This window comes from Marinomonas sp. FW-1, assembly GCF_005222245.1.
Classification (GTDB): Bacteria; Pseudomonadota; Gammaproteobacteria; order Pseudomonadales; family Marinomonadaceae; genus Marinomonas; species Marinomonas alcarazii.
In genome coordinates this window covers 2596389-2613154 of the sequence record NZ_CP025987.1, presented here as the reverse complement: position 1 = coordinate 2613154, position 16766 = coordinate 2596389, and the positions used below count along the sequence as shown (strand labels likewise).

Sequence of the window (16766 nt, the reverse complement as noted above, 5' to 3'; positions counted from 1 at the left end):
GTCTTCTATGCTTGTTTTGCGTATGGCTGATTAGTGTGTGTAGGGTTAGACCTGAGCAGTAAATGGCTGTAATCAAGATCCGACTCGGGCAGAACAAGTCGTTTTCCGTTGTGATCAAAAAAATGCAGTGATTGCATGGGTAAAAGGACGTTTACAGGTTCGCCTTCACGCCAAGCCGGGCGAGACTGAGTGGAATGAAATAATCTGTCCTCGCCAAAACTCAGTTCAATAACCCAACTGCCACCAGTGGGCATGATGTTTTCAATGATCATTGGCAGAGTATGAGGTGTGGCGGTGTTGTTCAGCACGATTTCCTCAGGGCGAATCGCACAGACGCTTGTAAATTCGTTGGCAGAAATTCTGCTTTGAATATGATTGGCAAGACTGACGTGTTCTGTGGTTGCTGCTTTTAAATCAACAATATTGATCTTCGGATTACCAATAAACTCTGCAACAAATCGATTGCTCGGTTCGGCGTAAATTTCATCGGGTGTGCCTATTTGTTGTAGTTGTCCTTTATTCATGACTGCAATGGTGTTTGCCAGCGTCATGGCTTCCCATTGGTCGTGACTAACAAAAATGATCGTGGTGCCAAAGGTTTGGTGTAAACGGCGTAGTTCGGCGCGCATTTCTAGGCGTAGAGTGGCATCAAGATTTGATAACGGCTCATCCAATAGCAAAACACCCGGGTTCACCGCCAGCATGCGAGCTAAGGCAACGCGTTGTTGTTGACCGCCAGACAATTGGGACGGATAACGATCTGCGTATTCGAGAATGCGTAACTTGCTCATCACATCCAAGCAGCGTGCTTTGCGTTCTTGGGCTGGGACGTTTTGTAAGCGTAGGCCAAAGTCGACATTGCGCTCTACGGTCATGTGAGGCCAAAGGGCGTAGTTCTGAAAGACTAAACCGATACGGCGCTGCTCCGGTGGAATAAAGCAGGACTGGTGAACCGAATCGACCACCAAATTGTCTACGGCAATTTCGCCACTCGTGGAATGTTCGATCCCCGCAATCATGCGCAATATTGTTGTTTTTCCGCAACCAGAGGGACCAAGCAAACACATGAATTCGCCGTCTTCCACGGTCAGTGATACTTGGTCAACGGAAGGTTCAGTATTGCCGTCGTAGCATTTCGTTAGATTAGTTAATGTGATTGTAGGCATATTAATTCTCCAGACCTTGTGCCAAACCTGTACCAGAGATCTTTTGGATCAATACGGTGCCAAGCCAAGCGATAAGCGCAATCATCAAGACCACCGCATTGGCGGCTTGGTCGTAGTTGTAATCGAGTAAACGCAGTGAATAAGTGGTGAGAACATCCGTAGATGGAATCGCCAAAATAATGAATAGGCTGACGCCTTTAATACCGGAAATGAATGGCAGTAGAATTCCTGTTGCCAATGGCCCAGCTTGTATTGGAATAATGATTTTGGTCATGCGGCTAAACCAGTTAGCGCCAGCAATACGCGCCGCTTCTTCCGGTTCTTTGCCTAGCTGAGTCATGGCGGCGATGCCAGATCGACTTGCAAAGGGCATTTTGGAAGCCACTAGAGCAATAATTAATATGGCTGGCGTGCCGTACAGTGCTGGAATCGGGCCACGAGCCACGGCGAACAAAGATAAAAACGCCGCCGCAAAGGCAATACCGGGAACTAAATAAGGTAAGAAGGTAATTTGGCGTAAGAACGAGCCAACGCCTTTGAACGAGCAACGTAACACCGCATAACCGACTAACAAGCCTAAGACGCCTGAGATCATTGAAGAGGAACCGACAATCACGATGGTATTCCACGCGGCTTGCCAGAACTCTGGTGTCAGCAATATGCCATTGCGTAGGGCAACCGTGTCTAAATTACTGCCAATCCAATAGTCAAAGGTGAAGTTTTCTAGGTTGAAGCGGCCAGGCAAAATCATGATAGTCGATAAGAACAGCGTCAGTAATGGCAGCACCACACCAATGAATACAAATGCACCAGCAAGACCAGATGCCGGTAAACGCATGCGACCAAGTTTGCGCAGTCTATCCATGTTGCCTTTACCGCCAACAGTGACGAAGCGTCGAGCCTCTTTCATCATCCGTACATCAATTAGCAAGGTAATCACGCCGATGATCATAATGACGCCAGCAATGACCGCAGCTACGCCGTTTTGTCTAGTGTCTAAGGCGCGATAAAGTCCAGTTGCTAAGGTGTCGTAGCGCACTGGTAAACCTAAAATATAAGGTACCGCGAACTCGCCAATACAATCGGCAAATATCAATAAAGCGGCAGACATCAAGGCTGGGCGAATTAAGGGTAATACGATAGAGAAGGCGATGACTCGTGATGGCGCACCGAGCACGCGAGCACTGTCTTCCATTTGTGAATCAAGTCGACGTAACGCATTGCCGACAATCAAGATGACCAAAGGCGTGTAATGCAAAACCAAGATAAAAACGATGGGGAAATAACCGTAAGCCACACTGTTTGAAGTGGTAATGCCCAAGGACTCTAGCCAGCCAGGCTGTCCGCCAACAGTGCGGTTTTTAAAAATCGTCGTCCAAGCGAGAGCGAACGTCCACGTCGGTAACATAAAAGGCACAATCAGCGCCGTGGCGAACCAAGCGCGTCCTGCCATATTGGTGCGGTTCACTAACCATGCTAGAGCGACGCCTATTGTCATTGAAAACACCACAGTGCCAGCCGCAATGGCTAACGTGTTATACAACGGTTGCCATAACAATATTTCAGAAATGCGTGAAAACAGGGTGCGAACGATATAATAAAGAGTGAAACTGCCTTCGTCTTGGTGGGTTCTGGCTTCGTCTCCGGATTGCACAATAAAAGAATCCACCAGAATGGAGAGCACAGGTGCAAGAATCAAATAGGCAAAGAAAATAGCCAGAACTAGACCAATCAAATTGGCTGGCTCATGTCGGGCAACAGCAAATGAATGCCTTGCGCGTCGCCAAAGGTTTGGCTTCTTTTGCTCTGCAGCGTTGAGCAAGGTGGTCATAAGTTATTCCTTAGAAAAACATGTAATTTCCTAAACAATAAGCTTCCTCTATGACAAACCGATGACATTTTGCACATACGTGCAAAAAAGTTTCTTTGTCTTCATGATCACTCTGATGAAGGAGAGTGACTGATTCGATTGAGCACACAGAGATCTCTTGCTACTTTAGTTTTCAAGTCACGGGGAAATGTATTGCCGAACAAAATAAAAAAAGGAAAACAGCATGTTAAGAAAAGACAAAACCGGTTTAGTGGTGATCGACGTGCAGGGAAAGCTTGCAAGTATCGTCCATGACAGCGAGGCGTTTATTGCCAATTTGGTTAAATTAGTAAAAGCCGCCAAGTTATTGGGAATGCCGATTCTGTGGTTGGAACAAAACCCAGAAAAACTGGGGGCAACCGTGCCAGAGTTACGTGAGGTTTTGGATACCGTTAAGCCAATAGCTAAGTATTCTTTTAGTGCTTGTGGTGAGCCTGATTTTATCGATGCGGTTAAAAAGGCCAAGATGAACTCGTGGCTGATTACCGGTATCGAAACGCATATTTGTGTTTATCAAACGGCGCTAGGTTTGCTAGACCTGGGTTATGACGTGGAGTTGGTGAGTGATTGTGTGTCCTCACGAACGATAGAAAACAAAGTCATGGCGCTCGACAAATTGGCACGCAAAGGTGCAGAAGTGACTAGCCTTGAAATGTGTTTGTTTGAATTAATTGGTGATTGTCGAGCGGATGAGTTTAGAGGGGCACTTAGTTTAATTAAGTGATTTACCCCACCCAATCTCCCTCTTGGCAGGGGGAGGAGTTTAGAGCTTTTTATTCCCTCCCCTTGTGTCTTTGAAGGGGAGGGCTAGGGTGGGGTTATTTTGTGTTTAATTTACCTTGATTAGTCTGCTTTGTGGTTTAATCCAGCAATGGTTTTTATTGATACTCAATACCTTTCCCTTTAGGCAGGCTGCATGAACATAGATAAATCGAAAAAACGTATCGCGAAGAAAGTAAAAATGGGTTTCAAAGGTTATCCGCAACTTTCTATTGCATACTTTGGTGATACAGAAGAAATCGCCACAGAAGTGATTGTGACCTTTACCGCAGAAGAGGGCGCTGAGCCACAGGATCAGCGTTTTGTGGGGCAGAGTGATGTACGTGAAGACGAGGTGATTCAATCAGCCTTGGTCAAAATTATGGAACGTACTGACGCGAAAACAGTGTTGGAAGTAGAAGGTGTTTCGACGAAGAGCTAAGGCTCTTTTTTTATTTTCAATACATGGGAATAGATGCTTGACCTTGGAGTATTCTCCAAGGTCTACACTCTTGTTATAGATTCATAACTGGAGAGATGTATGCATCATTCATCAGGTCAACATAAAGAAAATTGCCAATCTCATTCTTCATGTCAGTGTCATCAATCAAAAGATCATTCATCACACTCGCATCTGGAAGCAAGCGGGTCTTGCTGCTCGACATCGAGAGAGGTTTCCTCTTGTTGCGCAAGCGACAATAGCGGAAAAAAAGCAAGCTCATGTTGTTCTTCTGATGACGAAGACGATGCCTCTTTAGCACACGAACTTGGCAAACAAACATATCGTTGGCGAGTCAGCGGCATGGATTGCGCGAGCTGTGCGCGTAGTATCGAAAAAGCGGTCGCTTCTTTAGATGGTATTGTGAGCACAAATGTTGTTTTTTCGACTGAAAAATTAAGCGTTGAGGCGAATGCTGATGTCTCGGATAAGGTTCAGGACGCAGTGAAAGGGTTAGGCTTTCGCTTAATTTCTTTGGACGAAAGTGCTTCTAATCCAGCTAATTCACAGACTATTCTCAATCAAAAAACGACCTCATGGTTATCTCGTCAGCCATTCTTCGAATACGGTCCCATTGTGGGTTTAGCGCTGTTGATGTTAGTGAGCTGGGGCCTAGCGCAACTTAATCCAGTGTTTGGCGAGACGGCGTTTATTGTCACCACCTTGGTTGGCTTGGTGCCCATCGTGAAAAAATCATGGCGTATGATGCGAAGCGGTTCGCCTTTTGCCATTGAAACTCTGATGAGTGTCGCAGCGATAGGTGCGTTATTTATTGGCGCTACCGCAGAAGCCGCGATGGTGCTGTTGCTCTTTATGATTGGCGAGTGTTTGGAATCCTTTGCAGCAAATCGCGCACGTAAAGGCGTTAGTGCCTTGATGGCGCTGTTGCCAGAAGAAGCCTTGATTATCAAAAATGGCGTTCGCCAAAAAATCGCTATTGCGGATTTACGTCCAGGGGATGAAATCGAAGTCTCACCAGGTGAACGTTTGCCAGCCGATGCTGAACTCTTGTCAGAGATGGCAAGCTTCGATGAAAGCGCCTTGACGGGTGAGTCCGTTCCAATTGAACGATTACGCGATGAAAAAGTCCCAGCAGGGAGTTTGTTGGCCGATCGAGTTGTGCGACTCAAAGTGGTGTCGCAGCCTGGCAATAGCGCCATAGATCGGATTTTACAGTTAATCGAAGAAGCGGAAGAGCGTCGAGCACCGCTTGAGCGTTTCTTAGATAAATTCAGCCGTATTTATACGCCAGTGATTATGCTGGTTTCTGTCTTGGTGATCTTGATTCCGCCTCTGGCTTTCGCTCAACCTTGGGATACGTGGATTTATCGCGGCTTGGCTTTGTTATTGATTGGTTGTCCTTGTGCTTTGGTGATTTCTACGCCAGCGGCGATAACCTCTGGTTTAGCGGCGGCGACTCGCCGTGGTGCTTTGATTAAGGGCGGCTTGGCGTTAGAGCAACTTGGTCGAGTCAAAACCATTGCTTTTGATAAAACCGGTACGCTAACTGAAGGCAAGCCAAGTGTGACGGATGTGGTGACTTTTAATGGCTCTGAGATTAATCATTCATTGGCAGTGGCAGCGTCTGTCGAAATGGGGTCTCATCATCCATTGGCGAAAGCCATTGTGGATTATGCTGAACAGCAAGGTGTTGCTCTTGTTCACGCTGATAATCGAAAAACCTTGGCAGGTGTTGGGGTAGAAGGAGACTTTGCGGGTAAGAAAATCAGCATAAGCGCACCAAGTAAGTTAGAGCGAGCGCTAGATAATCGTATTCAACAGCAAGTGACTAACCTTGAAGAAGAGGGAAAAACGGTCGTGGTTGTGCTTGAAGAGGGTGAGCTTATTGCTTTAATCGCATTGCGAGATAGATTGCGTGACGATGCCAAGGCGGCGCTTAAAGACCTAGCCGCTTTGGGCATTCATGGTGTGATGTTAACAGGTGATAATGCCCGTGCCGCGGCGGCGATTGCGGCCGAATTGAACATAGATTATCGAGCGGATTTATTACCAGAAGACAAAGTTACGGCGGTCACTAAGCTGAATCAGCAGCAAGCGACCGCCATGGTGGGCGATGGCATCAATGATGCGCCAGCGATGAAGGCGTCTTCTATAGGTATTGCCATGGGAAGCGGCACAGACGTGGCGTTAGAAACCGCGGACGCAGCACTGACGCATAACCGCTTGCAAGGCTTGGCAGAGATGATTCGTCTATCGCGCGCGACGAATGCCAACATTCGTCAAAATATCACCATTGCTTTGGGCTTAAAAGCGGTGTTTCTGGTGACGACTTTGTTGGGTATAACGGGACTATGGTTGGCGGTATTGGCTGACTCTGGTGCGACTGCTTTGGTCACAGCAAATGCTTTGCGGTTATTGCGAAATAACCCGTCAAATAAAAACAATTAGCTAATATTACAGTGACTTAGGGGGATTAAAATGAACCCTAAGTCATGAATATTTCATTTATGTTAATGAAATGGGCAAGAAAAAATTAATCCACTTACAAAGCGCTAAGTTTTGTTCTGCAAGTGCATTTTTATAGAAAGTTGGTGGTAGGATTTCGCACCTTGTGTTTGATGTTGGTCGTAGAAAGGGCGCTATTGCAGGTTTTAAACCAAGCAAAATAATGCCCAAACTGCGGTTAGCCTATATCAATGTCTGATGATGACGAGGTGTTTTGGTCTGTCTATTCGAGAATAGGTAGTCAGCACGTCTTATCATCCAACTATAAAATAATAGATGTTGTTTGCTTTATGAAAAATCAAAATACAGCTCCTGAAAATTCCCTTTCTGCTCCGTTCGTTTATCCGAACATGAAAATCGCGTTTATTTTATTGATTACCTGTTTCGCTGCATGGGGCGTCGCTGCCAACATGACCGATCCATTGGTAAAAGTGTTTAGTAAAATCTTTACTATGAGCACCTTTGAATCCGCTTTAGTACAGTTCGCTTATTACGGTGCGTATTTCTGTTTGGCGATTCCTGCGGCGTTTATTAACGCCCGTTACTCTTATAAAGCGGGTGTGTTGACGGGTTTAGGCTTGGCTATTTTAGGCGCCTTGGCTTTTTACCCTGCCAGTGTTTCGATGACGTATGGTTTCTTTTTGGCTGCTTTGTTTATTTTGGCGGCTGGCCTGTCTATTTTAGAAACCTCGGCGAATCCTTTTGTGATGACCATGGGGCCAGAAGGCAGTGCAGCGCGTCGTTTGAACTTGGCTCAGGCGTTTAACCCTGTTGGTACTAATATCGGTGTATTTCTTGCGGCGACTTTGATTCTTCCCAACTTAAACACGGCAACGGCTGAAGAAAGAGCCAGCATGGCGCCAGAGATGTTGCTTAGCATTCGTGCAGATGAATTAAACAGTGTGATGACGCCTTATGTCGGTATGGCGTTTGTGTTGATGATTATCTGGGCGCTTATCTATTTTATGCGTGTGCCAAAATCGGCGAACAAGGTCAATATTGATGAAGTGCAGAAGATCGATTTTGTGGCGACATTGGGTCGATTGATCGGTAGAAAACAATACCGTTGGGGTGTGGTTGCGCAGTTCTTTAACGTGGCAGCGCAAACTTGTACGTGGACCTTTACCATTCAATATGTGCAAGAAACGCTGGGTGGTTCTGAAGCCAGTGCGTCTGATTACTTGCAGTACAGTTTGATTGTTTTCTTAGTATCCCGTTTTGTGATGACATGGTTGATGGGCTTTTTCCGTCCCGCTGTATTGTTGAGTATTTTGGCTCTGTTGGGCAGTGTGTTGTGTCTTTATGCTGTCATGGTGCCAGGTGTAACCGGTGTTTGGGCAATTGTGTCTATTTCAGCTTGTTTATCTTTGATGTTTCCAACCATTTACAGCATCGCATTGGATGGTCTTGGCGGTGATACAAAATTCGGTTCTGCAGGTTTGGTCATGGCTATCTTAGGTGGTGCCGTGATGCCATTGATCCAAGGCGCGACTATTGATGAGTATGGCGCGATTTTTTCATATGTTGTGCCTGCCGTTTGCTTCTTGGTTGTGGCTTTATACGGTATGTTCTCAGTGAAAAACACGTCTATTTAATCATTGATTGTCGTTAAGACGAAAGGGCCTCGCTGATGCGGGGCTTTTTTTTGCTTGTGACTTTGTGGGCTTACTTCTTTATGATTCTGTACAATAAAATCAGTCTGGAAAGAGTTTGTATTTCGTTTAGGTGGATGAATAGGGATTTTAGAGGTTATGTATTTGTCAAATAGAGCGGAAATATTAGAAGAAGAAAGCCGTATATTTGCTCATTGTGTTACGCAGTGTGAATTACATCATCATGATGCTCACGAATGCTTGTGGGTGGTGAAAGGTCGTATTCGTGTTCAGGTCGTGGATGAAATACTACTTTTGCAGGAGGGGGATGTACTTTTTATTAATAAAGCACTGCCTCACGCTACTCAGTCGACTGAAGGCGATAATCTAGTACTTTGCTTACAGCATAACTTTGCAGGATTGGCTCTGGATACGCTTCCGATGAAAAAGTGGAGTTTGGTGCAGAAAAATACGCTGCCCACTATTAAGCGTTTGTTGGCGCATTTATGGTGGGAGCAGCATTATAAAGCGGATCATTGGCAGCAGGCGCAGAGCAGTTTGTTGGCTCAGCTTGGTTTGCTGTTTACTCGTTACTTTCCTTCAACGAATACAATTAATACGGGCTCTATGGAGTCCACCTTATTGATGAATGATCTTTTGCGTCAGATAACCTTGCGCTACCAAGAACACCTTTCCCTATCTTTGTTTGCTGAGGAGCGAGGCCTGTCCGAAGCTTATTTAAGTCGCTATTTTAAAGCCAAAGTGGGCGAGACTTTTTTGCGCTATTTGACGCTTTACCGGCTAGAAAAAAGCTTGTCAGATTTGGCCCAGAAACCTAAGAAAACCATATCTGATATTGCTTTGGACCATGGCTTTCCTTCCGTGAAAGCCTTCAATATGGCATTTCGCCGTGAATATGATTGCACCCCAACCGAATTCCGCCTTAAGAGAGAATCGGTGAATTTAGTGAGTACTGGTCAAGCCTACGCTGGGGTAGATTTGGTTTCATTGAAGCAGCGAATTATGCCGTGGTTGGATAAATCTTTTTTGTATCTTTAACTATTTTCTCGCGCTTTTAGCTTTGCTGGTGACTTGGTGAAAAGATCGCTTTCAGAGTTTTTTTGTTCGGAGTGATTCAAGTCATGTCAAAAAATGGCTAACGAGTAGGTCAAAAATCGGATAGCACGTTTGATATTAATTCTCATAATGAAACCAAACAATAAATACAAAAAAGGTGTCATTATGAAAAAGTTGTCGTTTTTCGATAAATTAAGTTATGGATTTGGTGACTTGGCTAGCAATGTGGTTTTTACGGCTGTTGGCACCTATCTGATGTTTTTCTATACAGATGTGTTTGGAATTTCTGCTGCTCTGGTCGGAACCTTATTCTTTATTACCAGAATGTGGGACGCTATATCTGACCCAATAATGGGGATGATTGGGGATAGAACCAAAACTCGGTTTGGTAAGTTCCGCCCTTATTTACTCTATGTTCCTATTCCTTTGGCGATAGTCGCTGTTCTAACTTTCACGACCCCTGATTTGGATGAATCTGGCAAAATCATTTGGGCATTTGTTACCTATATCCTGTTAATGACATTTTATACTGCCATCAACATTCCATATTCTTCTTTGCCAGCCACTATATCCGATAGCCCTGTAGAGCGAGGTCAGATGGCATCATTCCGCATGGTATTAGCTTTTACAGGCGCATTATTGGTAAATGCGAGTACGTTACCATTGGTGGAATTTTTTGGAAACGGTAACAAACAACAAGGCTTTCAACACACCATGATGTTACTAAGTGCCATTATGGTGGTGATGTTTTGGCTGTGTTTCTCTCGCGTCAAAGAGCGAGTACCAATGATCAAGCAGCGTTCCTCCTTAAAAGAGGACTTTGCGGTGGTGATTAAAAACCGCGCTTGGTGGGTCACCATTTTAATGGGTATTCCACTGTTTACTTTTACCATCATGCCTTTTGCTGTTGGCATGTATTATTTTACTTACATTGTTGGAGATACTAGTAAGGCTGGTATGTTCTTTACAATGGCAAGTTTGGGCATGATTGCTGGTTCTGCTCTTATGTCTCAGTTAGTTAAGCGTTATTCAAAGCGAAACTTAGTCATTACTGGGGCATGTTTGAGTATGTGTTTGATCGGTAATTTATACTGGGTTGATCCATCAGATATCTATTTGATCTATGCCATTATCTTTTTCAATCAGTTGTCGAAAGGGATTGCCGCTTCTTCTTTGTGGGGGCTAGTTGCTGATACTGCAGATTATATTGAATGGAAGTCTGGTCGCCGTGTCGTGGGCTTGTCGACCAGTTCAGCAACGTTTTCTCATAAATTTGGCATGGGATTAAGTGGCGCTTTGGTTGGGATCGGTTTGAGCTTTGCAGGTTATCAAGCTGGCGCTGAGCAAACGGCAGAATCCATACAAATGATTTTACTTTTCATGAGTGTGGTTCCTGCTTTTGGTGCTGGTTGTGTTGCGTTTATTGCTTATTTCTATCCGATTACACAGGAAATAGAGGGCACTATGCAATCTGAATTGCGAGTGACTCGTGAGTCGAATCAAGCAAGTTAAGGGATACTGAGGTTTATTTTATGAATGAGTTATTTCGTAAAGCTCCATTTTTTTTAGATGATAAGGCGATTGAGTGGGTTAATAAAACCTTTGCCGAATTGTCTCTAGAGCAAAAAGTAGGGCAGCTGTTTAATCTTATTGTAAGGGCAAACTCTGCAGAAGAGCTGTCTCTTATTGAGACGATTCAACCTGGCGCTGTAACCAAGTTTGTTGGACAAGATCTTGATACTGAAGTCACTATGATGAACCAGTTGCGTAGCCATTCAGCTGTGCCACTTTTGGTGAGTGGTGATCTTGAGGGTGGAGGTATGAGTTTCCCGTTCGGTGCTCAAGTTCCGAATCAGCTTGGTCTTGCGGGGTTAAAAGATGAGAGTGCAGTGGAATATTGTACTCAGGTGATTGCTCAAGAAGCGAAACTGTTAGGTATTAATTGGTCTTTTACGCCTGTGGTCGACATTAATGCTAAGTTTCGCAGCGCGGTTGTGGGGACTCGATCTTACGGCAGTGACGTGGACCTTATCGAAACCATGGGTTGCTCTAACATCACGACTTTTCAAAAAAATGGTATCGCGGCAACCGCTAAACATTGGCCAGGTGAAGGTTTTGATGATCGTGATCAACACTTAGTGACCACGGTTAATCCGCTGACTATGCCGGAATGGCAAGAGCGTTATGGTCGACTTTATCGCAGTGCTATTGAGAGCAATGTGATGTCGATTATGTCGGCACATATTGCTTTACCTGAATATGTAAAGGCTCATGAGAATAACCCTGAAGAGTGGTGGCGTCCGGCTAGTGTGAGTAAGTTGCTTAATGAGCAGCTATTACGTGATGAACTGGGCTTTAATGGTTTGATCGTATCTGATGCTTCTGTCATGGCCGGGTTGAGTAGTTGGGCGAAACGTGAAGACGTGGTGGCGGAGATCATTGAAAACGGTTGCGACATGCTGCTGTTCTGTAAAGACCCATTGGAAGACTTCGCCTATATGCTTAAAGCCGTTCGTGAAGGTCGGGTTTCGGAAAACCGTCTAGAACAGTCTGTAATGCGAATTCTGGCGATGAAAGCGGCTTTGGGGTTGCAACATGAGCAACCAGAAATCAGTGTTGATAAGTTTAACGCACTGTTGGCTTCTGACTACGCTGATAAAATTCCAGAGTTAAATCGTCGTACTGTGCATTTAGTAAAAATCGCCATGATATTTTGCCAATTAATCCTGCTAAACAAAAACGGGTATTGGTGATATCGACCGGAATAAATAATATTTTTGTACCTTTTCCTCTACCGCTTGAGGTACCTAAAATGCTAGAAGATGAAGGTTTTGAGGTAACGGTTTTTGAAGCTGGAATGGCATTGGATACAAAAGACTATGATTGGGTGCTTTACCTAAGTGCTGATGAATCTATGTTGGTAAAATCGCATATCTATATTGATTGGATGGCTTTGCATGGGGGCTTCGGTAACGCCATGTACCGCCCATGGGTCGACCTGCCAACAGTTATGGTATCTTTTGGACATCCTTATCTTTTATACGATGCACCTAAAGTGCCTGTCTATATTAATGCTTATAGCCCTTTATTAGAGGTTCAAAAGGCTGTGGTAGATGGGTTATTAGGGCGTTTAGCCTTTAATGAAACTGCCGCCATTGATCCGTTTTGTGGGTTAGAGCAATTGCATTTTTGATAGTTTGAAAGAGGCAACAGAAATAGCATTAAGCATAATGCTATTTCTGTTGTAGTGACTTGGCTTAGATCTTTTCAGATGACTCTTTCATTAAGTGTTCTCTGAGGATTGGGCCAATAATATCGAGAGGCTCAGAATCCAGCATGTCTTGATGTCGGCAAGGAATATTATGAGCCTCTATTGCACCTGTTACTCTTGATGTCCAAGCGTTTGATTGGTGTTCAAGGATGTTCCCCATTGAACCATTTGCGCTTTCATCCGCTACAAAAAATAGCAGGTCTGCTTCTACCGTTTTTGGTTTAAAGTGACTTGCTAATTTAAGATTATTTTCAATAATTATTTGAACTCTATCCATGATGTCTGCTTGGCTTTTTTGAATGTCTTGTACCACAGCCATGGAAGAATCATCGTAATCTCGCCATAAGAGAGAGGCTAACTCTTCTTTGTTAATCGGTAGTTGTTCTAACGTACTAAGGTCATAGCCAAGGAATAGCAGAGCCGCTCTGACAATATCGGCTTCATTCTCAGGTTGTTGGTAGCCAACTTTATACGGATAGCTGTCCAGCATACACAAAAAGGACACGACATTATTCTCAGCTTGCAGTTTTTCAGTAATTGCATGAGCAACCAAACCACCAAAAGACCAACCTAATAAACGATATGGCCCTTCAGGTTGAATGCGCTTTATTTGTTGTATGTACTCTTCTGCCATTTCTTCGATGGATTCTGGCAAGCGGGAAGCATGACGTAACCCCGTTGCTTGTAAACCATAAACAGGTGTTGATTTAGGTAAATGACGTAATAGCCCAGCATAACCCCAAGCTAGGCCAAGTGCCGGATGGATGCAAAATAGTGGCTTTTCTGTACCGCTGGATTTAATTGGCAACATGCCAATCATGGGGTCCCAGTCATCGCTATGACTTAGATAGTCAGAAAGCTCTGCAATGGTTGAGGCTTTAAATAGAACGCCAAGAGGTACTTCAATGAGCAGGTTTTTCTGAATGTGATTCAAAATTTTTGTGGCTGATATAGAGTCACCGCCAATTTCGAAAAAGTTGTCATGAATGCCGACCAATTTCAGTCCAAGCGTTTCGGCCCATAGATTTGCTAACATCTCTTCGAGCTGGTTTCTGGGTTTCACATAACTATTAGAAGCCTGCCAAGTCGGCAAAGGGAGGGCCTTGCGGTTTACTTTGCCGTTTGGTGTTAATGGCATATCGTTTAGTAAAATGAAGTGAGCTGGAACCATATAATCCGGCAGGACTTTTATTAATTGGTTACGTAATATGCCCGTGTCTAGTTGGCTGTCGACCGGTATAACATAGGCGACCAGTTGCTTATCTCCGTTTGGAGATGTTTGTGCTACGACGACGGTCTGACTCACTTCACGACACGTGAGTAAAGCAGATTCTATGTCACCGATTTCGATACGGAAGCCACGAATCTTAATTTGGTGATCGTCACGGCCTTGGTATTCCAGTATGCCGTCTTGTCGCCAGCGAGCTTTATCTCCTGTGACATACAGGCGGCTTCCTTCGCTACCGTAGGGGTTAGGTAAAAAACGTTCGTTTGTTAAGTCTGGGCGTTGGTAATAACCTAGCGCTAAACCTTCTCCTGCAATATACAAGTCCCCTGTGACACCAACCGGCGTTGGTTCCATAGCGTGGTCTAATACATACATTTGGGTATTCAGGATAGGTTTACCAATAGGTGGTTGACGAAGATCTGCCTGATTAACAAGCGGCATAATACTTGACCAGATAGTGGTTTCTGTTGGTCCATAGAGGTTGATAACAGGGTGTCCAAGCTTTGCCATCGTTTGAGCTAAATGGCCTGGTAAAGCTTCTCCTCCAACTAAAGGTTTAATGCCATGCAATTCATTGCTGTAGGTTGGCAATAGTGCCTGCCAAAGAGAAGGCGTGGCCTGGAGTAGAGTGACGCCTTTATTAACCGCAAGTTCCGTTAAAGCTTGAGGATCACGAACCGTTTTTCTATCGGCAATGACAACAGATGCACCTACGGTCAATGGTAAGAATAACTCAAGGATAGAAATGTCGAATGAAATGGTTGTCACTGCTAAGAATTTATCTTTGCTTGTAAGGTTGAGCTCTTTTTGCATAGCGTATAAAAAATTCATCAAAGCGCTATGCGGAATTTCTACACCTTTAGGTCGCCCCGTAGAGCCAGATGTGTAGATTACATACGCCGAGCTGTTCTTTGAAATAGTCAGCCCCGTAGGGTGAGAGACACTTGGGTCTAATGAAATATCGGTGTGTTGATCGTCTATTAATATGCAAGGAGTTGTGGTCTTAGGAAGTTGTTCTTGAGCACTGTGGCAACTGAGTATTAATTTGGGTTGCGCGTCCTCGAGTATGCTGCGAAGACGTTCCTCTGGAAAATCAGGGTCCAAGGGGAGATACGCCGCGCCGGCCTTTAGGGTACCTAAAAGGGCAACGAGCATATCCATGTTGCGAGTGAGTGCAATCGCGACTAAATCACCAGGGCGAACTTGCTCTTTTATGAGTTTGTTGGCCCAAGCATTAGAGAGTGCATCGAGCTGCAAATAGTTTAACGAGCCTTGACCCGAAGAGACGGCAGGCGCAAGCGGGCTACATTTAGCCTGCTTTATAAAGCTCTCCACAACGGATTCTTGCGGTATTGGGGCTACGGTATCGTTCCAACTGTGTAAAATTTTATAGCGTTCACTTTCGCTTAATAGCGCCGCCTTACTGATAGGGCTGCTTGGCGCAAGTATCATGCTGTTTATTAGGTTCTCAAATTGCACTAAATGGTTTTCTAACTCTTTTCGAGTATACCGAGTTGGATTGGCATCAAATTCAATTTGTAGGCCATTATTATCGTTGCGATCGAAGACGAAAACGGTGAGATCATCTATTAAAGCATTGCTCAAGTTGTGCAAAGAGGTCGAACAATTGCCAAATGTTAAATCATAGTTAAAGGGTTCAATGTTGACACCCAGTGAAGCAATTTGCTGTCCTGCAGACATTAGTCCTAGGTCACGCTTTAGGTCTTCATAGCGATATTGCTGATGACGGAGGGCTTTTAGTACTACTTTAGAGACTTGGGTAATTAATTCATCTAATGTTATTTCAGTTGATAAGCTTAGTCGGATAGGGACGGCGTTGGCCATCATACCTGGGGTGTTGCGTTGGGCGCGTTGGGTTCTCGCTGTAACCGGCATAGCAAACACTAAATCATTCGAGCCTGTCATTCTGTAAAAATACGCGGCAACAAGTGCGATGAGGGTTTGCGGTAGGCTGGCATTAACCTGTTGTCCAACAGTGCTTAGCGTGTCTTTTAGTGTTTGCGATATTGTTAACGATTGACGTAATGGTTTTTGATCTTGGGAAGGGTCGATTCTTTGTGATAGTGATGTGGGGTCAGGCAAGTCAATTAGGTTTTCTAGCCAGTACTGACGGTCTTTCTTATAGCGTTTAGAAGACTTATATTCATTCTCGCTTTCTATGAGTGTTGCCAGAGAGCCAAAAGGGTTGGCTCCTGCGTCCTGGTTGTTAATCAGTGCGTTGTATATCTGAGCGAGTCTAAGGGTCAATAAATTACCCCCAAAACCGTCTAAAGCGACATGGTGGCAGCGGTGGTACCAGTAGTAATGGTTATTGGCTATTTTAATAAGGGCGCTGCGCCATAATTTATCACCCGCTTTGGTAAGGGGTTGCATCATATCCTCTGTCATCCACCTCATCGCAGCTTGATGTGGGTCGTCGTTATCGCTCATATCCAGTAACGAAAAATACCCTTCGTCATTTTGATGGATTATCTGTGAGGTTGTGTCATTTTCTTCAATAATTTGGCAGCGAATGCAATCGGCTTCGCGGATGAGCTGGCTGATGGCTGAAGTAAAGTGAATGACGTCAATGAACCCTTTCAATTCAAGGTATTCGGCAATATTAAAGGCAGTGTCTTTAGGGGCTAGTTTCTGGGCGATCCATTGCCCTCGTTGGGCAGTAGAAAGAGGTAGGGCAAATGATTGTTGAGAAATAGGTTCTTTTGAACCATAGCAATTACTATGACTTTTAATCATTTGTTTGCTCCTGCAAAAAAAATAGTCCATTTGAAGCGTGTGATTAAAGTACGCTTAACATTTACTTAAATTAACATAAAG

Annotated in this window: 11 protein-coding genes; 8 read left to right on the top strand and 3 right to left on the bottom strand. The window is 44.5% G+C overall.

Annotation, left to right across the window (positions count from 1 at the left end):
- Window positions 1–5: 5 nt before the first annotated feature.
- Window positions 6–1166: an ABC transporter ATP-binding protein gene (locus C1X04_RS12135; protein WP_137170063.1), complete on the bottom strand. Its 1161-nt coding sequence runs from the start codon at window positions 1164–1166 to the stop codon at window positions 6–8.
- Window position 1167: 1 nt separating this feature from the next.
- Window positions 1168–2997, bottom strand: coding sequence for an iron ABC transporter permease (locus C1X04_RS12130; RefSeq protein WP_110573664.1), 1830 nt, complete (start codon window positions 2995–2997; stop codon window positions 1168–1170).
- Between the two features lie 223 nt (window positions 2998–3220).
- On the opposite strand from C1X04_RS12130, the gene C1X04_RS12125 reads away from it, so the two are divergent.
- From C1X04_RS12125 to C1X04_RS18690, 8 genes are all read left to right on the top strand, one after another.
- Complete coding sequence (locus C1X04_RS12125; protein ID WP_137170062.1) at window positions 3221–3760, top strand: hydrolase; 540 nt, start codon at window positions 3221–3223, stop codon at window positions 3758–3760.
- Window positions 3761–3952: 192 nt separating this feature from the next.
- The gene (locus C1X04_RS12120; protein WP_137170061.1) at window positions 3953–4237 is read left to right on the top strand and encodes a hypothetical protein; all 285 of its coding nucleotides are present in this window, start codon (window positions 3953–3955) and stop codon (window positions 4235–4237) included.
- Between the two features lie 99 nt (window positions 4238–4336).
- On the top strand, window positions 4337–6703 hold the full coding sequence (locus C1X04_RS12115; protein ID WP_137170060.1) for a zinc/cadmium/mercury/lead-transporting ATPase: 2367 nt from the start codon (window positions 4337–4339) through the stop codon (window positions 6701–6703).
- A gap of 347 nt (window positions 6704–7050) precedes the next feature.
- Window positions 7051–8355, top strand: a complete 1305-nt coding sequence (gene fucP, locus C1X04_RS12110) for an L-fucose:H+ symporter permease (protein ID WP_110573656.1) — start codon at window positions 7051–7053, stop codon at window positions 8353–8355.
- A 156-nt stretch (window positions 8356–8511) separates the two neighbouring features.
- Window positions 8512–9411 (top strand): AraC family transcriptional regulator, encoded by a 900-nt coding sequence (locus C1X04_RS12105; protein WP_137170059.1) that lies wholly within the window; start codon window positions 8512–8514, stop codon window positions 9409–9411.
- Window positions 9412–9594: 183 nt separating this feature from the next.
- Window positions 9595–10941 carry an MFS transporter gene (locus C1X04_RS12100; protein WP_110573652.1) on the top strand — a complete coding sequence of 449 codons (1347 nt, stop codon included), beginning with the start codon at window positions 9595–9597 and terminating at the stop codon, window positions 10939–10941.
- A 20-nt stretch (window positions 10942–10961) separates the two neighbouring features.
- A complete protein-coding gene (locus tag C1X04_RS12095; protein WP_254682256.1) occupies window positions 10962–12182 on the top strand; it encodes a glycoside hydrolase family 3 protein in 1221 nt (406 codons plus the stop codon).
- Window positions 12183–12241: 59 nt separating this feature from the next.
- On the top strand, window positions 12242–12622 hold the full coding sequence (locus C1X04_RS18690; protein WP_254682255.1) for a hypothetical protein: 381 nt from the start codon (window positions 12242–12244) through the stop codon (window positions 12620–12622).
- A 64-nt stretch (window positions 12623–12686) separates the two neighbouring features.
- Here C1X04_RS18690 and C1X04_RS12090 read toward each other — a convergent pair whose 3' ends face one another.
- Window positions 12687–16685: a non-ribosomal peptide synthetase gene (locus C1X04_RS12090; protein WP_175404940.1), complete on the bottom strand. Its 3999-nt coding sequence runs from the start codon at window positions 16683–16685 to the stop codon at window positions 12687–12689.
- Between the last annotated feature and the right edge of the window lie 81 nt (window positions 16686–16766).